The organism is Bacillus sp. MD-5 (genome assembly GCF_002201875.1).
GTDB classification, from domain to species: Bacteria; Bacillota; Bacilli; order Bacillales; family Bacillaceae; genus Bacillus; species Bacillus stercoris.
This window is the reverse complement of sequence record NZ_CP021911.1, coordinates 3,215,724-3,238,343: the sequence shown is the minus strand read 5'-3', so window position 1 is coordinate 3,238,343 and position 22,620 is coordinate 3,215,724. Positions and strand designations below refer to the sequence as shown.

The 22,620-nt window shown below is 44.6% G+C and carries 24 protein-coding genes and 1 pseudogene; 15 read left to right on the top strand and 10 right to left on the bottom strand.

Annotation, left to right across the window (positions count from 1 at the left end):
- Nucleotides 1-18 precede the first annotated feature (18 nt).
- Nucleotides 19-1,311 carry a phosphopyruvate hydratase gene (gene eno / locus CDO84_RS16440; RefSeq protein WP_003151625.1) on the top strand — a complete coding sequence of 431 codons (1,293 nt, stop codon included), beginning with the start codon at nt 19-21 and terminating at the stop codon, nt 1,309-1,311.
- Nucleotides 1,312-1,638: 327 nt separating this feature from the next.
- On the opposite strand, the gene CDO84_RS16430 is transcribed toward eno, so the two are convergent.
- Nucleotides 1,639-2,103: a GNAT family N-acetyltransferase gene (locus CDO84_RS16430; protein WP_040081791.1), complete on the bottom strand. Its 465-nt coding sequence runs from the start codon at nt 2,101-2,103 to the stop codon at nt 1,639-1,641.
- Between the two features lie 126 nt (nt 2,104-2,229).
- Here CDO84_RS16430 and CDO84_RS16425 point away from each other — a divergent pair, with 126 nt between their 5' ends.
- Nucleotides 2,230-4,047, top strand: coding sequence for a zinc ribbon domain-containing protein (locus CDO84_RS16425; RefSeq protein WP_040081792.1), 1,818 nt, complete (start codon nt 2,230-2,232; stop codon nt 4,045-4,047).
- Nucleotides 4,048-4,082: 35 nt separating this feature from the next.
- Here the strand turns inward: CDO84_RS16425 and CDO84_RS16420 are convergent, their stop codons facing one another.
- Complete coding sequence (locus CDO84_RS16420; RefSeq protein ID WP_040081793.1) at nt 4,083-4,781, bottom strand: zinc ribbon domain-containing protein; 699 nt, start codon at nt 4,779-4,781, stop codon at nt 4,083-4,085.
- 132 nt (nt 4,782-4,913) lie between these two features.
- A pseudogene (locus tag CDO84_RS16415) lies at nt 4,914-5,303 on the bottom strand (YvbH-like oligomerization domain-containing protein); the annotation flags it as partial.
- 96 nt (nt 5,304-5,399) lie between these two features.
- Here CDO84_RS16415 and CDO84_RS16410 point away from each other — a divergent pair.
- Complete coding sequence (locus CDO84_RS16410; RefSeq protein ID WP_080478277.1) at nt 5,400-6,035, top strand: NAAT family transporter; 636 nt, start codon at nt 5,400-5,402, stop codon at nt 6,033-6,035.
- Nucleotides 6,036-6,053: 18 nt separating this feature from the next.
- Here the strand turns inward: CDO84_RS16410 and opcR are convergent, their stop codons facing one another.
- Nucleotides 6,054-6,611 carry an opuC operon transcriptional regulator OpcR gene (gene opcR, locus CDO84_RS16405; protein WP_014665408.1) on the bottom strand — a complete coding sequence of 186 codons (558 nt, stop codon included), beginning with the start codon at nt 6,609-6,611 and terminating at the stop codon, nt 6,054-6,056.
- A 263-nt stretch (nt 6,612-6,874) separates the two neighbouring features.
- On the opposite strand from opcR, the gene opuCA reads away from it, so the two are divergent.
- Genes opuCA through opuCD form a run of 4 tightly spaced genes read left to right on the top strand, consistent with a single transcriptional unit; the run spans nt 6,875 to nt 10,316 of the window.
- Complete coding sequence (opuCA, locus tag CDO84_RS16400) at nt 6,875-8,017, top strand: osmoprotectant ABC transporter ATP-binding protein OpuCA (RefSeq protein WP_003243370.1); 1,143 nt, start codon at nt 6,875-6,877, stop codon at nt 8,015-8,017.
- Nucleotides 8,018-8,039: 22 nt separating this feature from the next.
- Entirely contained in the window at nt 8,040-8,693 is a 654-nt protein-coding gene (gene opuCB, locus CDO84_RS16395; RefSeq protein WP_003228349.1) for a glycine betaine/carnitine/choline/choline sulfate ABC transporter permease OpuCB, read from the top strand.
- Nucleotides 8,694-8,706: 13 nt separating this feature from the next.
- Nucleotides 8,707-9,624 (top strand): osmoprotectant ABC transporter substrate-binding lipoprotein OpuCC, encoded by a 918-nt coding sequence (gene opuCC / locus CDO84_RS16390; RefSeq protein ID WP_040081794.1) that lies wholly within the window; start codon nt 8,707-8,709, stop codon nt 9,622-9,624.
- A 17-nt stretch (nt 9,625-9,641) separates the two neighbouring features.
- Nucleotides 9,642-10,316, top strand: coding sequence for a glycine betaine/carnitine/choline/choline sulfate ABC transporter permease OpuCD (gene opuCD, locus CDO84_RS16385; protein WP_040081795.1), 675 nt, complete (start codon nt 9,642-9,644; stop codon nt 10,314-10,316).
- 31 nt (nt 10,317-10,347) lie between these two features.
- Here opuCD and CDO84_RS16380 read toward each other — a convergent pair whose 3' ends face one another.
- Nucleotides 10,348-10,881: a GbsR/MarR family transcriptional regulator gene (locus CDO84_RS16380; RefSeq protein WP_040081796.1), complete on the bottom strand. Its 534-nt coding sequence runs from the start codon at nt 10,879-10,881 to the stop codon at nt 10,348-10,350.
- Nucleotides 10,882-11,164: 283 nt separating this feature from the next.
- On the opposite strand from CDO84_RS16380, the gene opuBA reads away from it, so the two are divergent.
- The 4 genes from opuBA to opuBD are packed head-to-tail and all read left to right on the top strand — an operon-like array spanning nt 11,165 to nt 14,607.
- The gene (opuBA, locus tag CDO84_RS16375) at nt 11,165-12,310 is read left to right on the top strand and encodes a choline ABC transporter ATP-binding protein OpuBA (protein ID WP_040081797.1); all 1,146 of its coding nucleotides are present in this window, start codon (nt 11,165-11,167) and stop codon (nt 12,308-12,310) included.
- A 14-nt stretch (nt 12,311-12,324) separates the two neighbouring features.
- Nucleotides 12,325-12,978 (top strand): choline ABC transporter permease OpuBB, encoded by a 654-nt coding sequence (gene opuBB / locus CDO84_RS16370; RefSeq protein ID WP_040081798.1) that lies wholly within the window; start codon nt 12,325-12,327, stop codon nt 12,976-12,978.
- 11 nt (nt 12,979-12,989) lie between these two features.
- Nucleotides 12,990-13,910, top strand: coding sequence for a choline ABC transporter substrate-binding lipoprotein OpuBC (gene opuBC / locus CDO84_RS16365; protein WP_040081800.1), 921 nt, complete (start codon nt 12,990-12,992; stop codon nt 13,908-13,910).
- Between the two features lie 16 nt (nt 13,911-13,926).
- Entirely contained in the window at nt 13,927-14,607 is a 681-nt protein-coding gene (gene opuBD / locus CDO84_RS16360; protein WP_040081801.1) for a choline ABC transporter permease OpuBD, read from the top strand.
- A gap of 39 nt (nt 14,608-14,646) precedes the next feature.
- On the opposite strand, the gene CDO84_RS16355 is transcribed toward opuBD, so the two are convergent.
- The 4 genes from CDO84_RS16355 to rghR form a co-directional block, all read right to left on the bottom strand.
- Nucleotides 14,647-16,347 carry a methyl-accepting chemotaxis protein gene (locus CDO84_RS16355; protein ID WP_040081802.1) on the bottom strand — a complete coding sequence of 567 codons (1,701 nt, stop codon included), beginning with the start codon at nt 16,345-16,347 and terminating at the stop codon, nt 14,647-14,649.
- A 133-nt stretch (nt 16,348-16,480) separates the two neighbouring features.
- A complete protein-coding gene (gene catR / locus CDO84_RS16350; protein WP_003242888.1) occupies nt 16,481-16,807 on the bottom strand; it encodes a catDE operon transcriptional regulator CatR in 327 nt (108 codons plus the stop codon).
- A 91-nt stretch (nt 16,808-16,898) separates the two neighbouring features.
- Nucleotides 16,899-17,318, bottom strand: a complete 420-nt coding sequence (locus CDO84_RS16345; RefSeq protein ID WP_014665398.1) for a helix-turn-helix domain-containing protein — start codon at nt 17,316-17,318, stop codon at nt 16,899-16,901.
- Between the two features lie 29 nt (nt 17,319-17,347).
- A complete protein-coding gene (gene rghR, locus CDO84_RS16340; RefSeq protein ID WP_014665397.1) occupies nt 17,348-17,755 on the bottom strand; it encodes a transcriptional repressor RghR in 408 nt (135 codons plus the stop codon).
- A gap of 152 nt (nt 17,756-17,907) precedes the next feature.
- Here rghR and CDO84_RS16335 point away from each other — a divergent pair, with 152 nt between their 5' ends.
- Entirely contained in the window at nt 17,908-18,141 is a 234-nt protein-coding gene (locus CDO84_RS16335) for a helix-turn-helix domain-containing protein (protein WP_009968172.1), read from the top strand.
- 33 nt (nt 18,142-18,174) lie between these two features.
- Here CDO84_RS16335 and CDO84_RS16330 read toward each other — a convergent pair whose 3' ends face one another.
- The gene (locus CDO84_RS16330; RefSeq protein WP_040081805.1) at nt 18,175-18,948 is read right to left on the bottom strand and encodes an alpha/beta fold hydrolase; all 774 of its coding nucleotides are present in this window, start codon (nt 18,946-18,948) and stop codon (nt 18,175-18,177) included.
- Nucleotides 18,949-19,096: 148 nt separating this feature from the next.
- Here CDO84_RS16330 and secG point away from each other — a divergent pair, with 148 nt between their 5' ends.
- The 3 genes from secG to rnr all read left to right on the top strand — a co-directional run bounded on the left by secG (nt 19,097) and on the right by rnr (nt 22,557).
- Complete coding sequence (secG, locus tag CDO84_RS16325; RefSeq protein ID WP_003220028.1) at nt 19,097-19,327, top strand: preprotein translocase subunit SecG; 231 nt, start codon at nt 19,097-19,099, stop codon at nt 19,325-19,327.
- 131 nt (nt 19,328-19,458) lie between these two features.
- Nucleotides 19,459-20,199, top strand: a complete 741-nt coding sequence (locus CDO84_RS16320) for an alpha/beta hydrolase (RefSeq protein WP_003242610.1) — start codon at nt 19,459-19,461, stop codon at nt 20,197-20,199.
- 18 nt (nt 20,200-20,217) lie between these two features.
- A complete protein-coding gene (gene rnr, locus CDO84_RS16315) occupies nt 20,218-22,557 on the top strand; it encodes a ribonuclease R (RefSeq protein ID WP_040081807.1) in 2,340 nt (779 codons plus the stop codon).
- The last annotated feature ends 63 nt before the right edge of the window (nt 22,558-22,620 follow it).

Here is a 22,620-nt window from a genome sequence, read left to right as displayed (position 1 = left end):
AAAGGAGAGACAAAACTCATGCCATACATTGTTGATGTTTATGCACGCGAAGTATTAGACTCCCGCGGCAACCCAACAGTTGAAGTTGAAGTATATACAGAAACAGGAGCTTTCGGCCGCGCATTAGTGCCAAGCGGAGCTTCTACAGGTGAATACGAAGCGGTTGAGCTTCGTGACGGCGACAAAGACCGTTACCTTGGAAAAGGCGTGTTAACAGCTGTTAACAACGTAAACGAAATCATTGCTCCAGAGCTTCTTGGCTTTGATGTAACTGAACAAAACGCAATCGATCAGCTTTTAATCGAGCTTGACGGCACTGAAAACAAAGGCAAACTTGGTGCGAACGCAATCCTTGGCGTATCTATGGCTTGTGCGCGTGCTGCTGCTGATTTCTTACAAATTCCTCTTTACCAATACCTTGGAGGATTCAACTCAAAAACTCTTCCTGTACCGATGATGAACATCGTAAACGGCGGAGAGCATGCTGATAACAACGTGGATATTCAAGAATTCATGATCATGCCTGTAGGTGCTCCTAACTTCCGTGAAGCACTTCGCATGGGCGCTCAAATCTTCCACAGCCTGAAATCAGTTCTTTCTGCTAAAGGAATGAACACAGCTGTAGGTGATGAAGGCGGATTCGCTCCAAACCTTGGTTCTAACGAAGAAGCGCTTCAAACAATCGTTGAAGCAATCGAAAAAGCCGGCTTCAAACCTGGCGAAGAAGTGAAACTTGCAATGGATGCTGCATCTTCTGAGTTCTACAACAAAGAAGACGGCAAATACCATCTGTCTGGCGAAGGCGTTGTGAAAACATCTGCTGAAATGGTTGACTGGTACGAAGAAATGGTTTCTAAATACCCAATCATCTCTATCGAAGACGGACTTGACGAAAACGACTGGGAAGGCCACAAGCTTCTTACTGAGCGTCTTGGCAAAAAAGTTCAGCTTGTCGGTGATGACCTCTTCGTTACAAACACGAAAAAACTTGCTGAAGGTATTAAAAACGGCGTAGGCAACTCTATCCTGATCAAAGTAAACCAAATCGGTACATTGACTGAAACATTCGATGCAATCGAAATGGCGAAACGCGCAGGCTACACTGCTGTTATCTCTCACCGTTCTGGTGAAACTGAAGACAGCACAATCGCTGACATCGCTGTGGCAACAAACGCAGGACAAATCAAAACAGGTGCTCCGTCTCGTACGGACCGTGTTGCGAAATACAACCAGCTTCTTCGCATCGAAGATCAGTTGGCTGAAACTGCTCAATACCACGGTATCAACTCTTTCTACAACTTAAACAAGTAATAAAAAGACCGCCGAGTTAAGTCTCGGCGGTTTTTTTATGCAAACTTTCCTAGCTCCAGCTTTTATTCTCCTCCTGTCTATTTCCTATATTGATGTACAAACAGTTTTGAGTTTTTTAAAGACGTCCCGACTGAATACTTCGGAAGAATTTTGTCACTTATTTTTTCTGATTGTAGAACCTCTTTCAGTAGCTGTTTACACAGGCCTTCTAGTGTTTATGGATGCTGATTATATCTGTCTGTCGGTCTGACTCTCATGCTGGCTTTTTTATCATATCAGTGAGACAGGGAATGCAGCGGGGTACCGGGAAAAAAGCCATCAGCTCTTTTATGAAAGATCTAAATAAAGCCTCACCATATCGCGGCATTGAATCCCGTTTTCAAAAATCTCTTCATCATAGTGTCTGATAAAGAAATCATGGTCGATTGCCTGAAGGCGGAATCCGCATTTTTGATAGAGAGAAAGCTGATGAATGCTTGAATTCCCCGTGCCGATTTCAATTGTGTCCGCCCCCAGCTCCTTCGCCTTTTCGATGGCGTCAAGTACAAGCTGTTTGCCAAAGCCCTTCTTCTGAAGAGATTCTTTTACGGCAATATTTACAATTTCAACCGTTTGCGGCCTTGTTTTTAGCAACACATAAACACCTGCAAGCTCATCATCGGCCCAAGCCGTGTAACATTCTCCCCTCTCAAGGTATTCATCTACAATGTCTTTGGACGGATCGGCGAGCAGCAATAGATCATATAATTCGTCATTTGTATCTTCTCTTAATTCGATCCTGAGCTTTTGCATATTCTTACCACCTTTTTTAGTCTGATAGACATTTAATTTTTTCATTCGTTCCCAATTTCATTCTGTTTTATTATAAAATATGAAAAGTAGTAAATGTTATCAATTTAGTAGAATAGGAGGAAAGTCATGTTTTTTTGCAAGAATTGCGGTACTAAGAATAATGAAGGGGCCAAGTTTTGTAAAGAATGCGGCACCCCGATCGGAGGGAGCAGTAAACAGGCCGATTCAGAAACAGCAAGCACTGCCGAAACGAGGCAGGCTCCGCGAAAACCGATCCCTAAGAAAACCATCATTTTATGGAGCAGCATTGCAGCAGCGTGCGTTATATTATTCGCCGCATATAAAACCGGAGCGTACTTTACTTCAAAGGATAGGTTAATTGACAAGTTTGAACAGGCCGTAAATGATGAGGACAAGGATCAAATCGCGTCTCTTCTCACACCGGTAAATGACAAGCTGAAGCTCACTAAAAACAATGTAAAACCGTTTCTTACATATTTGAAGGACCATCCAGACAAAAAGGATGAACTTTTTGCATCGCTGCGTGATGAAGCAGCCCAGAAGGACATCGTACATGCGGAAAAAGACGGGAAAAGCCTGCTGGTATTCGATCATTACGACTTAAAGATAGCACCTGTTTATTTTGAAGTGGCCAGCAATTATAAAAATACCGATTTATATGTCAATAAAGAGGAAGCCGGATCTGTAAAGAAAGCCGATCAAGCACAAACCCTTGGTCCGTACATTCCCGGTGAATATACAGTCTCAGCCAAACTGAAAAACGATGTCGTCGATCTTGTGAAAAAAGAAGACATTCAGGCAGTTGGCGATAACAGCTTTCGTGTAGACCTCTCATTGGAAGCAGACGATGTGACATTCAGCTTAGCGGATGACATCAAAAGCGGGAAGGGAGATTTGCTGATTAACGGCAAGTCGATTCATAAAGATCCATTCAAATCCGTAACATACGGCCCGCTGCTGACAGATGGATCAATGACAGCTTCAGTCGAGGCAGAATTTCCGTGGGGAAAAACAAAAACAGCCGGCGTTCCCATCGAACATAAAGAAATGGAGTTAACATTAATTCCTGATCAAAATACACAGGAACAGATTATGAACACAATTGTCAAAACAACAAAACAATACTCCAAAGCGCTATCCGATGGGAATACAGCCCAGATGACAGAGGCGAGTGCCAAATGGAAGGCAGAGACGAAGGATACCGTTGATTCTATGAAAAATACGGACTCATACTTAAAAGATAGATACTTGGAAACTGATTTTGACCTGGACACATTTGCCCTCTCTCAGAATAACGACGGGACGTGGCAGGTATCGGTAACAGGAAAAGAACTCCACCAGTCTTCTTCGTATAGCGACTATTCAAAATCTGAAATGACTGATGACAGTCCGAGTTATGAATATCTTCTTTCATATGATAAAAAACAGAAAAAGTGGATTTTTGAAGATGCAGAATCAACATTCGAATCTGCAGGCACAAATATAAAGAAAATCAAAAATGATAAACCAGAGACATACACATCGGCTTGGGCTGGTTCGAAAAACAAAGACAGTGGAAACTCTGCAAGCGGCGATGTTACAGATGAACAAGTGACATTATTTATGGGCAGTTATCTGCAAAGTCAGGCAGATGCCGTCAATCAAAATAATTTCTCACTAATGGAAGACAGCCTTGAGAAAGGCAGCTCCCTTTATTCCGACCAGCAGCATCTTGTGGCGAAATTAAATAAAGAGGGGACAACAGAAGACTTTAATAACTATGAAGTGAAAAGCTGGAGCCAAAATGGTTCAGCTATCACGATTAAGACGTATGAGGAATTCTATATCACAAAATCAGGCGGCAGTCCAAAGCTCAGAACATATAACTGGACCTATACCGGCGTAGTGAAGAACGGAAGAATTTACTTAACGTCTATTCAATAAAACAACCCCATCACCAGCAGGTGATGGGGTTGTTTTTAAAAGAGCATATAACGGAAAATCTCTTTGACATAGTGTTCGATAATAAGCTGAAATGTGACGCAGATGATCAGATAAATCACAATCGTTGAGTAAATGACGTCAACCTTCCCTTTATATGAATGCTGGTAACTGCTCAGCATCGCAGGAGGAATGGCGAAGAATGCACCGATTAAACCAACGGCTAATATAGTAAAGCAAATGTCTGTATGTAATAAAAAGAAGAAAAGGGCAAGAATCAAAATAGCCGTAAACGGAATGAGAAACGCTCCGAATCTTGAGAATGAATCTTTAAAAGACACTTGGTTCCCCGCGATTTTCAGGGCGAAAAAAATGCATGCATGCAGGCCAAATAGAAATAAAATAAAATAAATGGTTGGCTCTAAGAAGATTGCTGTAAAGCTTACGCTTCCGGGACCGTCTGAAAAAAGAATATAAAACATCAAAGGGGTCAGCAAACTAAAAAGAACCAGCGTGATCACCGCGCTGATCAACTGCTCTCCGCCTGTTGCTTTACATTCCTGATAAGGGCGTTTCAGGACGGCCAGGACAAATGAACCGAACTGTTTTGCTGCTTGTTTTGCAGCGGCTCCAGTCTGAGATGCCTGCTGTTGGCCTGAGTGACCAGGGAGCGGCGAACCGCATTTCTCACAAAACTTTCCGCCATCAGTTTGATGGCCGCATTGAGGACAATACATAAAATAACTCCTTTACCTGTAATATAGGGAAAATAGACTAATAGTTTTATTATAAAAGAAAAAAGTTGTAAAGTAATCAATATTCATACAAAAAAAGACACGAGCCTTATAGCAGCTGTGTCTTTTTTTATGCTAGTTATTCATATATTTCTCAAATACATCTCCAAAATCCTTGATATGATACTGCGAGCGAACGGATGTCAGCCAAGTGAATCCGAATTCGGTCAGTCTTTATATTGCGTTTCAATTGACGTGCTCAGGGCGGGTATGGTGAAGAATCGTCACTGCTTTATCTAAGATTTGCTCCGCTTGATTGATTAAAATGTCATTTTCATAGGTTGTTTCAGCGATGCGGAGAAGAGCTTTATAAAAGTCTTTTCATTTTTTAATCTGGTCTTTGTGGACATCAATGTCGAATTATTCACCGCCCAGCTTAAGCTTAATTTCAACATCCAAATCGACTTTTCCGGCAGTTTCAAGAAAAACGTCAGAGATTTTGTATTGCGAATAAGGGTAGCGTTTCTAACAGGCTATAAAGGTTTACCGGGAAATCACCTCCGGGTAAAAGGGGGAAGAATAATTCTATTTTCTGTACAGACAATACCAACAAGGAGGTATATGATGTTCTCATTCATCGTTCACGTCTTCATTTCTTTATTCGCAGTATCAAATCCGATCGGAAACGTACCGATATTTCTGACGCTGACAGAAGGCTATACATCAGCGGAAAGAAAAGCGATTGCCCGGAAGGCAGCTATTTTATCCTTTTTTATTTTGGCGGCTTTTTTGGTTTTCGGCCATCTTATCTTTAAACTGTTTGATATCAACATTCATGCGCTCCGAGTGGCGGGCGGCATATTCATTTTCGGCATTGCCTATAATCTATTGAATGCGAAAGAATCACACGTGCAATCTCTTCATCATGATGAACATAAGGAAAGCAAGGAAAAAGCCGATATATCCGTCACGCCTTTATCCATTCCGATTATTGCTGGGCCCGGAACGATTGCAACAGTGATGAGCCTTTCCGCCGGTCATAGCGGCATTGGTCATTATGTCGCTGTCATGATTGGCATAGCCGCAGTGATTGCCCTGACCTTTCTCTTTTTCCACTATTCTGCTTTCATTAGCAGCAAACTCGGAAAAACCGAGATGAATGTGATTACCAGACTGATGGGATTAATCTTAGCCGTGGTTGCGGTCGGGATGATCGGTGCCGGGCTGAAAGGCATGTTTCCGGTCTTAACCTCATGATGCAAAAAAGCAGCTCCCTTATTTTAGAGAGCTGCTTTCTTTTGTTTTCGGCACATACTGAAAGATTTCCTCACTCTCAAAAAATTCAATCAATCTGCTCAGCCAGTCATAGTAATGAAGCCATTCTTTTAATTCATTCAGCAGCTGATTAACCTTCTCTTCCGCTTCCGGGGTAAGCCCGTCCCTTTGTAAAAGATCAGTCAGCTCCCGGTTTAATTTTTTATAAAGCACTTTGTTTTTGCTCACGACCTTTGTCCAATTCGCCGCGAATAAAGAAATGAAGGTTTGATAATAATCCTGCTCGACGTCATAAAGGTCTTTTCGCACACCTTTTTCAAACACTTTTTCGGCGATATTGGCATCGATCATTTCACGGACAACCTGGCTCATCCGTGTTTTGCTCATGCCCGTAGCCTCAGAGAGCTCGCTTAAGGTCATCGGTTTTCGATTCATATAAATAATTCCGAGCACACGTCCGACAGTTGAAGGCATTCCAAACGTATGCATATTTTCGGCAATCTTCTCAATGAGATGCTCTTCAGCATGTTCAATGATGTCGAGAGCGGTTTTTTTCACAGCTGATCATCCCTTCAAATGGCAATTGATGGTGTCAATATATCATATTTCTTCCTGATGTTGAAAATAGCTGAATGCAGAGGAAGTGGGAGGTATCCGGCGTAATTGTAAGAACACCCTTTCCGTCTCGGTCATAACAATAAATAATCTATAAATAACATATAATTTCAACACATTGTAAACTTTTTATTTTACAAAGTTCAAATTATAATAAGGATTATACTTTTCAGAAAATTTAATGGAAACCTGCGGAGGTGCACGGATTGCTGAAATTGGAACAAGTGTCAAAAGTATATAAAGGCGGCAAAAAAGCTGTGAACAGCATTGATTTAGATATTGCCAAAGGTGAGTTTATCTGTTTTATCGGCCCGAGCGGCTGCGGAAAAACGACAACGATGAAGATGATCAACAGGCTGATAGAACCATCGTCTGGAAGGATCTTTATCGACGGAGAAAATATTATGGAACAGGATCCTGTTGAGCTGAGGAGAAAAATCGGCTATGTGATTCAGCAGATTGGTTTGTTCCCCCATATGACCATCCAGCAGAACATCTCACTCGTACCAAAGCTGCTGAAATGGCCTGAGGAAAAACGGAAAGAACGGGCGCGAGAGCTGTTAAAGCTTGTGGATATGGGTCCGGAGTATTTAGACCGTTATCCCCATGAGCTCAGCGGCGGACAGCAGCAAAGAATCGGCGTGCTGCGCGCGCTGGCCGCAGAACCCCCTCTCATTTTAATGGATGAACCGTTCGGAGCGCTTGACCCGATTACACGTGATTCCCTTCAGGAAGAATTCAAAAAACTGCAGAGAACGCTAAACAAAACGATTGTGTTTGTCACCCACGATATGGACGAAGCGATTAAGCTTGCTGACAGGATTGTGATTTTAAAAGCGGGAGAAATCGTTCAAGTCGGCACACCAGATGAGATTCTCCGGAATCCGGCAAATGAATTTGTTGAAGAATTCATCGGGAAAGAACGCCTGATTCAGTCAAGACCGGATATCGAGCGGGTAGAGCAAATGATGAACAGAACGCCGGTGACGGTATCTGCGGACAAAACGCTTTCTCAGGCGATTCAGCTGATGAGAGAAAAACGTGTTGACTCGCTGCTTGTTGTGGACCGGCAAAACGTGCTGAAGGGCTATGTTGATGTGGAAATGATTGATCAAAACCGCAAAAAAGCGAGCATCGTTGGCGATGTATACCGCTCAGATATATATACCGTTCAAAAAGGGGCGCTACTTCGCGATACAGTCCGAAAAATTTTGAAGCAGGGGATCAAGTATGTTCCGGTCGTCGATGAACAAAACCATTTAGCAGGGATTGTGACAAGAGCGAGCCTCGTTGATATCGTATACGATTCCATATGGGGCGACGAGGAAAACCAGCTCATGACGATCTGACCAGGGGAGGAGCTCTTTTAAGATGAATCAAATGATGACTTTTTTGCAAACGAACGGCGGAGAGCTGCTGTATAAAACAGGAGAGCATTTATATATTTCACTCATAGCCGTTGTATTGGGCATTATCGTTGCAGTGCCGCTCGGTGTTGCTCTTACCAGAATGAAAAAAGGCGCAGGTGCGGTTATCGGTTTCGTAAACATTGTGCAAACCCTGCCGAGTCTTGCGATTTTAGCCTTTTTTATTCCGCTTCTCGGCGTAGGAAAGGTGCCGGCGATTGTCGCTTTATTTTTCTATTCGGTGCTGCCGATCCTGCGCAATACGTATACCGGCATTAAAGGTGTAAATAAAAACCTGCTGGAATCGGGAAAAGGGATTGGCATGACCGGCTGGGAGCAGATTCGGCTCGTCGAAATCCCGCTGGCGATTCCCATCATCATGGCGGGTATCCGCACATCAACGATCTACCTAATCGGCTGGGCGACACTTGCGTCGTTTATCGGGGGAGGCGGCCTCGGGGACTATATTTTTATCGGCCTGAACCTGTATCAGCCTGAATATATCATTGGCGGTGCCGTGCCTGTCACAATTCTGGCCATTATCATTGATTATGTGCTGGCTGTGACAGAACGAAAGGTGACGCCGAAAGGCTTGCAAGGGATGAAGGAAGTTTCGTAAGGAGTTGGCACTGTTGAAAACGAAAAAAATCAAATGGCTTGGCGCGTGCGCTCTAGGTTTGGTCATACTGCTAAGCGGCTGTTCTCTGCCGGGACTCGGCGGCGCTTCAGACGACACGATCAAAATCGGGGCGCAAAGCATGACTGAATCAGAAATTGTAGCGAATATGATCGCGCAGCTTATTGAACATGATACAGATTTGAATACCGCTTTAGTGAAAAACCTCGGGTCAAACTATGTGCAGCACCAAGCGATGCTGGGCGGTGACATTGATATTTCTGCCACGCGCTATTCCGGAACTGATTTAACAAGCACCCTCGGCAAGGAAGCGGAGAAAGATCCGAAAAAAGCGCTGAACATTGTGCAGAACGAGTTTCAAAAGCGCTTTTCTTATAAATGGTTTGATTCCTACGGCTTTGATAACACATATGCCTTCACCGTAACAAAAAAGTTTGCGGAGAAGGGGCATATTAACACCGTGTCTGACCTGAAGAAAAATGCCTCCCAATATAAATTAGGCGTCGACAATGCTTGGCTGAAACGAAAAGGCGATGGGTATAAAGGCTTTGTCAGCACATATGGCTTTGAGTTCGGCACAACGTATCCAATGCAGATCGGGCTAGTCTATGACGCAGTCAAAAATGGGAAAATGGACGCCGTTCTGGCTTATTCAACGGATGGACGGATTAAAGCCTATGACTTGAAAATTTTAAAAGATGATAAGCGTTTCTTCCCGCCGTATGACTGTTCACCGGTGATTCCGGAAAAGGTGCTTAAGGCGCATCCCGAGCTTGAGGGTGTGATCAATAAGCTGATTGGGCAAATCGATACGGAAACGATGCAGGAGCTGAACTATGAGGTGGATGGCAAGCTGAAGGAGCCGTCTGTCGTAGCAAAGGAATTTTTAGAGAAACATCATTATTTTGACTAAGAAAAGAGGCGGATCATATGGAAGTACTACAGCAGCTTGGCACTTACTATTCGCAAAACGGCGGTTACGTGCTGCAGGAGTTTTACCGCCATTTTCTGATGTCGGTGTATGGCGTTTTATTTGCCGCCATTGTTGGAATTCCGCTCGGCATCCTGATAGCCAGATACAGAAGATTAAGCGGATGGGTTTTTGCGGTCACGAACGTCATTCAGACGATCCCGGCTCTCGCCATGCTCGCCGTGCTGATGCTTGTCATGGGGCTTGGCGCTAATACGGTGATATTGTCATTATTTCTGTATTCTCTTCTGCCGATTATCAGAAATACGTATACAGGGATTATCAGCATTGAACATGCTTATCTTGAATCCGGAAAAGCAATGGGGATGACAAAATTTCAAGTGCTGCGGATGGTCGAGCTTCCGCTTGCGCTTTCTGTCATAATGGCCGGCCTGCGCACTGCGCTTGTCATTGCCATCGGCATTACGGCCATCGGGACATTTGTCGGAGCAGGAGGTCTCGGAGACATCATCGTCAGGGGATCAAATGCCACAAACGGAACCGCGATTATATTAGCTGGAGCAATCCCCACAGCTTTGATGGCGGTGATTGCCGATTTGGTCATGGGCTGGCTTGAACGAGCGTTAAGCCCGATTAAAAAGAAAAAGAAGAAAAACCTGGCCAGTGCTGCATAAGAAAAAACGCCTTGTAATAACAGGGCGTTTTTTACGGCTTGGGCACATATTTAAAAATGTCTTCGCTCTCAAAAAACTCAATCAAACGGCTGAGCCAATTATAATAATCGAGCCATTCCTTTAATTCCTTCAGCAGTTCATTCACTTTTTTTTCCGCTTCAGGAGTAAGCTCTTCATCCAACACGCTAAGCAGCTCCCGATTGAGTTTTTTATGCATCATTTTGTTTTTGCTGACGACTTTGCTCCAGGTGGCTGAAAACAGCGTGATAAACGTTTGATAGTAATCCTGTTCAACCTCATATAAATCTTTTCGGACGCCCTTTTCGAACACCTTCTCGGCGATATTGGCATCAAGCATTTCCCGCACTACCTGGCTCATGCGTGTTTTGCTCATGCCGGTGGCCTCAGATAATTCGGTAAGCGTCATCGGTTTTCGATTCATATAAATAATGCCCAGCACACGTCCGACGGTAGAGGGCATTCCAAATGCATGCATGTTTTCCGCAATTCTTTCTATAAAATGGTCCTCGGCTTGTTCAATGATCGTTAACGGATCTTTCTCCAACGGTTTCATCCTTTCAGCTAACAATTCCGATGTCAATATACCACATTTTTGATACGGCGAAAATGCTGTCAAAAGAGAATTTGGCAGGAAATTGGAGCAATAAGGAGATCAACACACGTCAATGCAGGTAAATCAGCGTTTACACATACTTTATAAATAATATGAACAAATTGTAAACTTTTTATTTTATAAACTTTAATCTATAATGGGAAGCATTCAATTGTCTGAAAAATTAAATTTAAACTGAACAAATTGAATAAACTTAATTTTGGAGGTGCGATGTTTGCTGACATTAGAAAATGTCTCGAAAACATATAAGGGCGGCAAAAAAGCCGTGAACAACGTGAATCTTAAGATTGCAAAAGGCGAATTTATCTGTTTTATCGGGCCGAGCGGCTGCGGAAAAACGACAACGATGAAAATGATTAACCGATTAATTGAGCCTTCCGCCGGGAAGATTTTCATTGACGGCGAAAACATTATGGAACAGGATCCTGTAGAGCTCAGGCGCAAAATTGGCTATGTGATTCAGCAAATCGGCTTGTTTCCCCATATGACCATTCAGCAGAATATCTCACTCGTCCCAAAACTGCTGAAATGGCCGGAACAGCAACGGAAAGAGCGGGCGCGTGAGCTTTTAAAATTGGTCGATATGGGGCCAGAATATTTAGACCGTTACCCTCATGAATTAAGCGGGGGGCAGCAGCAGCGAATTGGTGTATTACGGGCACTTGCCGCGGAGCCGCCGCTTATCTTAATGGATGAACCGTTCGGGGCACTCGACCCGATTACGAGGGATTCCCTTCAGGAAGAATTTAAAAAACTGCAAAAAACCTTACATAAAACCATCGTATTTGTTACCCACGATATGGATGAAGCGATTAAGCTGGCAGACCGGATTGTGATTTTAAAAGCGGGAGAAATCGTTCAAATTGGAACGCCCGATGACATTTTGAGAAATCCGGCAGACGAATTTGTTGAGGAATTTATCGGCAAGGAGCGGCTGATTCAGTCATCCAGCCCGGATGTTGAACGGGTTGACCAGATTATGAATACTCAGCCTGTAACGATCACCGCGGACAAAACGCTTTCTGAGGCCATTCAGCTGATGAGGCAGGAACGGGTCGATTCATTGCTTGTCGTCGATGACGACCACGTTCTGCAAGGTTATGTCGATGTTGAAATCATTGATCAATGCCGGAAAAAGGCCAATCTCGTAGGAGAGGTTTTACATGAAGATCTATACACAGTATTGGGAGGCACATTGCTGCGCGACACGGTCCGCAAAATTTTAAAACGGGGTGTCAAATATGTCCCTGTTGTGGATGAAAACCGACGTTTAATCGGAATTGTGACGAGAGCAAGTCTGGTCGATATCGTGTATGACTCCCTCTGGGGAGAAGAAAAGCAGCTCGCGGTATTGTCATAGGGAGGGGATAAGTCATGCATCATATTGTTCAATTTTTGCAAACCAACGGAGGCGAGCTTTTTTATAAAACATACGAGCATATTACGATATCGCTCATTGCTGTTATCTTAGGCGTGCTGGTTGCCGTCCCCCTCGGCATTATGCTGACCAGAATGAAAAAAGGAGCCGGCACCATTATCGGCATTGTGAATATCATTCAGACGCTGCCGAGTCTGGCTATCCTTGCCTTTTTTATCCCGCTCCTTGGTGTAGGGAAGGTTCCAGCCATTGTGGCTTTGTTTTTCTATTCCGTATTGCCGATACTTCGCAACACGTATACCGGCATTCGCGGCGTCAACAAAAATTTGCTCGAGTCTGGCAAAGGCATCGGAATGACGCCGGCTGAACAAGTCCGCTTGGTGGAGCTGCCGCTTGCCGCGCCAGTGATCATGGCGGGAATTAGAACATCGACGATTTACTTAATCGGCTGGGCCACGCTTGCTTCTTTTATTGGAGGCGGCGGATTGGGTGATTACATTTTTATCGGACTAAATTTATATCAGCCGGAATATATCATCGGGGGCGCGGTTCCCGTCACAATATTGGCGATTGTGATTGATTATGTGCTGGCAGTGGCTGAACGAAAACTGACACCTGCCGGCATGCAAAGGTTGAAGGAAGTGTCATAAGGAGGCGGCTTATGAAAAGAAAATATCTTACATTAATGATTGGTTTAGCACTTGCGGCAACATTGACGTTGAGCGGCTGTTCGCTTCCTGGTCTCAGCGCCGCTCCAGACCAGACCATTAAAATCGGCGCGCAAAGCATGAGCGAATCAGAAATCATCGCCAGCATGCTTGGCCAGTTGATCGAACACCATACTGATCTCAAAACAACAACAATTAAAAATCTTGGCTCCAACGCGGTGCAGCAGCAGGCTTTAATGAACGGGGAAATCGACATTGCAGCCACAAGATATACGGGAGACGCGCTGACAGGAACGTTGAGAATGCAACCGGAAAAAGACCCGGACAAAGCGCTGGCGCTTACTCAGCGGGAGTTTAAAAAAAGATACGATTTAAAATGGTATGACTCCTACGGGTTTGATAATACGTACGTCTTTACGGTCAGCAAAAAGCTGGCAGATCAATATCATTTAGAAACCGTATCAGACGTAAAAAAACAGGCGCCGCAATTAAAGCTTGGCGTCGATAACTATTGGATGAAGCTCAAAGGAAACGGCTATCAGGATTTTACGAAAACCTACGGCATGACATTCGGCGGCACGTATCCAATGCAGATCGGCCTTGTGTACGATGCGGTGAAAAGCGGAAAAATGGACATTGTGCTTGCGTATTCAACCGATGGAAGAATCAAGTCCTATGGTCTCAAAATACTGAAGGACGATAAACAATTTTTCCCGCCGTACGATTGCTCTCCGGTTATTCCGGAAAAGGTGCTCAAAGAACATCCTGAGCTTGAAGGCATCATCAAGAAAATGATCGGAAAAATCGACACAGCCACGATGCAGGCGCTTAACTATGAAGTCGACGGCAATCTAAAGGAACCGTCTGTCGTTGCCAAGGAATATTTAGAAAAACATCACTACTTCGAATCGTGAAAGGGGGAAGGGGTCAATGAACGTGCTTGAACAGTTAATGACGTATTACGCGCAGAATGGCAGCTACGTCATGGGTGAATTTGGCCGCCACTTTCTCATGTCGGCTTACGGCGTTTTGTTTGCCGCTGTCGTCGGGGTCCCGGCCGGAATCCTCATCGCGCATTTTCGCCGTTTGTCAGCTTGGGTGTTCGCCGTAACAAACGTTATTCAAACAATCCCCGCGCTCGCTATGCTGGCCGTCTTGATGCTTGTTATGGGGCTCGGCGCAAATACCGTAATTGTATCATTATTTCTGTATTCCCTGCTTCCGATTATCCGAAACACGTACACAGGGATTGTCAGCATTGAGCATGCCTACCTAGAATCGGGAAAAGCAATGGGCATGACGAAATTCCAAGTGCTCAGAATGGTTGAGCTCCCGCTCGCGCTTTCTGTCATCATGGCGGGCCTTCGCACGGCTCTCGTCATTGCCATTGGGATTACAGCAATCGGCACATTTGTCGGCGCAGGAGGCCTTGGGGACATGATTGTCCGCGGATCAAACGCGACAAATGGAACTGCGATTATTCTAGCCGGGGCGATACCGACTGCGGTGATGGCGGTGGCAGCCGATTTGCTCATGGCCTGGCTGGAGCGGGCATTAAGTCCGGTGAAGAAAAAAAGAACAAGAGCCAAACACGTTCAATCAGCTGCATAGAATAGAAAAAGAGGCTGGAGTCCAGCCTCTTTTTTCTATTTAAATTATAAACTGATCCATCTTTGCATTAAGCTCCTTCGCCAGCCGCTCCAACTCCTCAGCATTTTGAAGCACTTGATCCATCGAATGGGCGGATTGCTCGGTAATTGAAAATGTTTCTTCAATGCCGGCGGCCGACTCTTCGGATACAGAAGCGATATTTTCAATCGATTGATTGATGGTAATCGATTGGTTTGTTAACTGCTTCAGGCCATCCGTAACTTCCTTAATGCTGTCTGCAACATGAGTGACAGATTGTTTGATATGCTGCATAGCCTGTCCGGTGTCTGTCAGGTTTTCCGTTCCTTTTTCGACTTCTGTAAAGCTGCTTTCCAAGTACTTAATAACGGAGTGGATTTCCTGCTGTGTCCCATTTACAATCCGGGTAATGTCCTGCACGGAATCAGAAACGCCGTCAGCCAGCTTTCTGACTTCATCAGCCACAACGGCGAAGCCTTTGCCGCTTTCTCCTGCGCGGGCAGCTTCAATCGCGGCGTTAAGGGACAGCAAATTCGTTTGCTCGGCAATCCCGTTGATGACCTGAACGAGCTTGTTGATATCCTGAGAATGTTGTTCAAGTGATCTCACTTTATGCACGGCTTCTTGAACGATATGGTGGATGGTTTTCATTTGCTGTAATGACGTATCCATATTTTCGTTTCCGCTTACCGCGAGTTCGAGAACGTTTTGAGACGTATCGCTGATTGTAATGCCGTGATTATAGGCTTTATCAATGCTTTCGGTAAACTCATTCATCGATTCGGCAATCGTTACAGCGTCTTGGGCCTGCTGTTCAGAGCCCTCAGCCATTTCGTTCATCGTTTCAGTAATATGTTTGCTGCCGGATCTTGTTTCATTCGTTGCGGTAGCAAGCACCTGTGAAGAAGAAAGAACCCGGCTTGAGATGTCTTTAGAATATCCGACAATATCTCTCAGATTCCCTACCATTTTTTGCAGCGCTTCATTCAGGTCGCCCAGCTCGTCTTTTGAGTTGAGCGGCTCCATGTCGTTCGACAGGTCTCCCTCGGCAATATGATTGGCAGACTCCTTCATGCGAATGATAGGCTTTACAATGTTTCGCGCGATATAAAGCCAGATGAAAATGCTGACGATGATCGAAGCTGCCACAAGCAGAGCAGTATAAATGAGCCCTTTTTGATAGACGGCCTTCGTTTCTTTTACTGCTGTGTTGCTGCCTTCTTTATTGTAGTCAACAAGCTGAGTGATTGTTTTTTTCATATCCTCAAAGCTGGCCTCAGTTTGAACCAATAAACCTCTTGCTTTGTCCATGTCATTTGTGCGGCCGCTCTCGATTATTTGCGCATGAATATCGATATAGGTGTTCACTTCAGTTTGAAGCTGCTCGAACAGTTTCTGCTCTTTATCAGTGGAGATTGTTTTTTTATAGCTATCAAGCTTTTGGTTAATGTCTTCCATGATTTGATTCATTTCTTGATCAAGTGTATCCATCTTGCTTTTGTCTGTATAAATCAGAAAGTCCTTTTCTTTAGAAGACAGGTGCTCGGTTACATAATTAATTGAAGTGATTCCTTTGATGCCGTCAATCCATTTTGTGTTGATTTCATCTGTTTTTTGAATGATATGCTGCATATTAAGAACGCCTATTCCGCCTACAAGTAAATTGATCAGGATCAGTGTCAAAAATACCAGGCTGAATTTGCGGGAAATCGTCAGTCGCATATAGTGGTCTCCTTTAAAAACGTAATGTGTGGATGTACTATATATCGGCTGAGATATCTTTTTTTCACCTGGAAAATAAAAAAATAAAAAACGGTTCTTTTTCTCGTCTTTGAGATCAGAACCGTTTTAGCAATTAGTCAAGAAAGGAAGGGTCAATCCATTCAGTCGCCCATTTAGAAATCTCACCTAAAATGGGGGCTAGCGCCTTTCCTTTATCGGTCAATGAATATTCGATGCGAACAGGAGTTTCAGGGATGACATCCCGCTTTACTACTCCTTCAAGCTCAAGTTCTTTCAGCCGTTCTGACAGAACTCTGCCGCTTAGATTTGGAAGTGCTGCTTCAATTTCGCTAAATCGCTGCGACCCGTTCAAGAGCTGAAATACGATTAAAGCGACCCAGCGTTTACTTAAGATGTCGACTGCTTTTTCAAATCTAGGACACATTTCTGATTGGTTCATACTTTTCACCTCGTCTGTCACTATTATAACGCAAATAACGAGGGAAGGTATGCAAGCGTGATTGATGAAATGCAGAAAGAGGAATAGGGGATTATGAGGAAGAAGCGCGTTTTTTTGCTTCCGAAGATAAAAAATCGAAGTATTTGCTGAGATTTTCAATATCCTGCTTTGAAAGATGTTCCCATTTTCGGCTATTGAAAATCGGGAGGTGCTCCGCTCCGCGCGTGACAGCCGTCTGATAAATGTCATAAACGGACTGATAGCTTTCAGATGCTTCGCGGATTTCTTTAGGAAAGGCCTGAATATGGCCTGCGGCGGCCATTAGGTCTTCGTACGGCACCTTCAGGACGGACGCCAGTTTTTTGATCGTGGCGGGTTTTGGCGTCCCGCGTTTGCCGTTTTCAATTTTTGAAATGGTGGCCGAGCTGATGCCTGAGTACACCGCAAGCTGATTCACTGTCAGTTTGCGGGCGCGGCGCAGCTCCCGTAATTGCTGTCCGAACGGTGACATGGTCTATCGCCTCTCATTTCTATCAATAGTCAGTCATCAGCAGACCGTTTTTTGGCTTCGTCTGAAATAAACGAAAAATAATGATCGAGCATGAGCAAATCTTCTTTATTGAGATATTGCCATTTTTCGTTCTCAAGAAGCGCAAGGTTTTTCAGGTCATAGGCCTCCGCTTTTTCGAGCAGCTTGCACTTCGTTTCATAAGGAGCCTTGGCTTCATGAACTTCTTCGATGTAACCAGCCTTGTACATAAGCCCCTCATAAGGAATTTTTAAGGCCTCCGCCAGTTTTTTGATGGTGGCGGGTTTGGGAACGCCCCGTTTTCCGTTTTCGATTCTGGAGATGCCGGCCGCGCTTACGCCTGAATAAGTCGCCAGCTGGTTGACCGTTAACTTTCTCTCCTCGCGCAATGCCCGCAATTGTTCGCCAAAGCTTTCCATATGTCTCACCCCGTCCCTCACTGTTACTCATATTTTAGTATGTTTATTGACTAAAGGGAATAGGTAGACTGGAAATGTATTGACAAAAGTTAACATAAGCCGTAATGTAAAACTATAGAAAAAAGTTTTTTCAGGAATGGAAGGTGAGGAAAGTGCCAGTAGAAAAGATACAGATTAGACGTGATTATGTCTTGCAGTATATGGTTAATAACGATTATTCCCTTAATCAGCTTGCGCTGGAAATCGGAGTCTCACCCGCCACACTGAGCCGTGTGCTGAATGGTGAAAGGAGGCCGGGGCAGCTTGTGATCGGTAAAATGCTTCACTACTTTAATTTGAAATTTGAGGATCTTTTTTACTATGATTTTGTTGACAAAAGTCAATAAAAGAGAAAAAACGCAAGAAGATCCAAGCGTTTTCTATCTTGAATGATGTGTCAGCACAAACCCTGTCACCAGTTCATTGCATGTTTTCCATTGTTTTGTCGGCAACTGATGTCCCTGATATTCCAATCTGAAAAATTCGGCATGGCTGCAAGCCCTTCGGTAATAGCCTGCGTTTGTAAAGGTCCAGTCCCGCAGGCCGCCATACATAAAAAGCATTGGCATGTTTAGCCGGGGCAGCTGTTCAATGCAGTTGTAGGCTAGCGAATCCAGATAATACTGATGCCACTGATCCTGGTCTGCTTTTTTCATATGGCCTGTTAATATGCTGCGAAGCTGTCTGTCTTTTGTGTGGCTCCCAGCGAGGATTCTCATGAGCAAACCGGGGTTTTTTTCAAGCAGATACATTCCCAGTTTGTGCAGCTTCTGGCCAATTACATTATGAACAGCGGGGTAGGCGCCGGACAGAATCAGGTGTGACACTTTGTCCGGGCGGATGAAGCCGATGTGCTGCGCGATTAAGCCCCCGGCGGAATACCCGAAAAACACAGCTTTATCAATGTACAAAGCGTCCATGAATTGTATGATTTCGTTCGCATAATAGGAAATAGAAGCGGGTTCACCCGTGTGTTCACTGTCACCGTGCCCGCTTAAATCGGGAAAAATCACCCTGAAATGCTCTGAAAGAAGGCGTTGATAATAAAAAACCTTGCGTCCCATGCCCGGCGGGTGGATAAAAATGATAGGGATTCCCTGTCCATATTCTTCATAAAAAAGATGTTTCCTGTTGGCTATGCTGATAAGCGGCATCGCTTTTCTCCTTTGACCTTTTCATATGAATAGGATAACCAAGACAAAACGTCTTATCCGGCCTTTTGGCGTCTGATACAGCGTGACATGCCAACCCTTTTCATGTAAAATAGAAGTAATGTAGCCAGTGAGTCTGGAGGTGTAAGGGATGCACGCAGTTTTGATTACCTTATTGGTTATCGTCAGCATTGCACTTATTATTGTCGTTTTGCTTCAATCCAGTAAAAGCGCCGGATTATCTGGTGCGATTTCAGGCGGAGCGGAGCAGCTCTTCGGGAAACAAAAAGCAAGAGGTCTTGATTTAATTTTGCACCGCATTACGGTAGTGCTGGCAGTCTTGTTTTTCGTGTTAACGATTGCGCTTGCTTATATCCTATAGGGCAATGTTTGTATAAGGTCTGATGTGAAGTCAGGCCTTTTTCACGTTTCTGGCTGATATTCATAACGTTTTTTTCTGATTAAACTGTGGAAAACTATAATGATCGTGCAGATAGAAAGGGAGACATGAGCATGAAAGTTGTGACACCAAAACCATTTACATTTAAAGGCGGAGACAAAGCGGTGCTTTTGCTGCATGGCTTTACAGGAAATACAGCGGATGTAAGGATGCTGGGAAGATATTTGAATGAACGGGGCTATACGTGCCACGCGCCTCAATATGAAGGACATGGCGTCCCGCCTGAAGAACTTGTACATACGGGGCCTGAAGACTGGTGGAAAAACGTAATGGATGGCTATGAATACTTAAAATCTGAAGGCTATGAGAGCATTGCTGCCTGCGGACTGTCGCTTGGCGGGGTTTTTTCGCTGAAATTGGGTTACACTGTACCCATAAAGGGAATTGTCCCAATGTGCGCACCGATGCATATTAAGAGTGAAGAGGTCATGTATCAGGGTGTTCTTTCATACGCTCGCAATTACAAAAAGTTTGAGGGGAAAAGCCCTGAGCAAATTGAAGAGGAAATGAAAGAATTTGAAAAAACGCCGATGAATACCCTCAAGGCGCTGCAAGACTTAATTGCTGATGTGCGGAACAATGTCGATATGATTTATTCACCGACATTTGTGGTGCAGGCCCGTCATGATCACATGATTAATACCGAAAGCGCCAATATTATTTACAACGAAGTGGAAACTGATGATAAACAGCTGAAATGGTACGAGGAATCAGGCCATGTCATTACACTCGACAAAGAACGTGACCTCGTCCATCAGGATGTGTATGAATTTTTAGAGAAGCTCGATTGGTAATCAACAGGAGGTCGGATAATGGAAAAAGAAGCATTTATGGAAAAGCTTCTCTCGTTTATGAAGGAAGAGGCATATAAGCCTTTGACTGTTCAGGAACTAGAGGAGATGTTAAAAATTACGGAAGCCGAGGAGTTTAAAGAGCTCGTCAAAGCGTTAGTCACCTTGGAAGAAAAAGGGCTTATCGTACGGACGAGAAGCGACCGCTACGGCATTCCGGAGAAGATGAATTTAATAAAAGGAAAGATTTCAGCGCATGCGAAAGGATTCGCCTTTTTGCTGCCTGAGGATACGTCGTTAAGCGATGTGTTTATTCCGCCTAATGAGCTGAATACGGCAATGAACGGCGATATCGTCATGGTTCGCCTGAATTCACAGTCAAGCGGCTCTAGGCAGGAAGGAACCGTTATACGGATTTTAGAAAGAGCGATTCAGCGGGTTGTCGGCACGTATACAGAAACGAGAAACTTCGGCTTTGTCATTCCGGACGACAAAAAAATCACGAGTGACATCTTCATTCCGAAAAACGGGAAAAATGGAGCTGCGGAAGGGCATAAGGTTGTTGTCAAGCTGACGAGCTATCCTGAAGGCCGCATGAACGCTGAGGGTGAGATTGAAACCATTCTCGGCCACAAAAATGATCCGGGCATTGATATTTTATCGGTCATTCATAAGCATGGCCTGCCGGGAGAATTTCCAGCTGATGCGATGGAGCAGGCATCTAGTACGCCTGACACAATTGATGAAAAAGATCTGAAAGACCGCCGTGATCTCCGTGACCAGGTGATTGTCACCATTGATGGGGCGGACGCGAAGGATTTGGATGATGCAGTTACCGTGACGAAGCTGGACGATGGAAGCTACAAGCTTGGCGTTCATATTGCTGATGTCAGCCATTACGTAACCGAAAACTCACCGATTGACAAAGAAGCGCTTGAAAGAGGGACGAGTGTGTATTTGGTTGACCGTGTCATCCCGATGATTCCGCACAGATTGTCAAACGGCATCTGCTCCTTAAATCCAAAGGTTGACCGCCTGACGCTTTCTTGTGAAATGACCATTAACAGTCAGGGACAGGTGACAGAGCACGAGATCTTCCAAAGTGTCATCAAAACAACGGAAAGAATGACATATTCAGATGTGAATAAAATTCTTGTTGACGATGATGAAGAGCTGAAACAAAAATACGAGCCTCTTGTTCCGATGTTCAAAGACATGGAGCGCCTGGCTCAAATTCTTCGCGATAAGCGGATGGACCGCGGCGCCGTTGACTTTGATTTCAAAGAAGCAAAGGTGCTTGTCGATGACGAAGGAGCGGTTAAAGACGTTGTGATCAGAGAACGCTCTGTCGCCGAGAAGCTCATTGAAGAATTTATGCTTGTGGCAAATGAAACAGTAGCGGAGCATTTCCATTGGATGAACGTCCCGTTTATATACCGGATTCACGAAGAGCCGAATGCTGAAAAGCTGCAAAAGTTTTTAGAGTTTGTGACGACATTTGGCTATGTGGTGAAAGGAACGGCGGGAAATATTCACCCGCGCGCCCTGCAAAGCATTCTGGACGCTGTGCGTGACAGACCTGAGGAAACGGTTATATCTACTGTTATGCTCCGTTCGATGAAACAGGCGAAATACGACCCGCAAAGCTTGGGGCACTTCGGTCTGTCAACGGAATTCTATACGCATTTCACATCGCCGATCCGCCGTTACCCGGACTTAATCGTTCACCGTCTAATCCGTACGTATTTGATCAACGGCAAAGTCGATGAAGCGACACAGGAAAAGTGGGCTGAACGCCTGCCGGATATCGCTGAACATACATCATCTATGGAGCGCCGTGCAGTTGACGCCGAGCGTGAGACGGATGATCTGAAAAAAGCGGAATACATGCTTGATAAAATCGGTGAAGAGTTTGACGGCATGATCAGCTCTGTGACAAACTTCGGCATGTTCGTCGAGCTGCCGAATACAATCGAAGGACTCGTACACGTCAGCTTTATGACAGATGACTACTACCGTTTTGACGAACAGCATTTCGCAATGATCGGCGAGCGGACAGGAAACGTCTTCCGCATCGGGGATGAAATCACAGTCAAGGTTGTCGATGTCAATAAGGATGAGCGCAATATCGACTTTGAAATCGTCGGCATGAAGGGCTCTCCACGCCGTCCGAGAGAATTGGACAGCAGCCGGAGCAGAAAACGCGGAAAGCCTGCCAGAAAACGCGTTCAAAGCACCAATACACCTGTTTCTCCAGCGCCGTCTGAGGAAAAAGGAGAATGGTTCACTAAGCCGAAGAAGAAAAAGAAAAAACGCGGCTTCCAAAATGCGCCGAAACAGAAACGGAAAAAGAAGAAATAACAGCTCAACCAGCAAATAGGGCCGCAGCGCTCTATTTGCTTTCTTTCGGAAACAGCTTTTCAT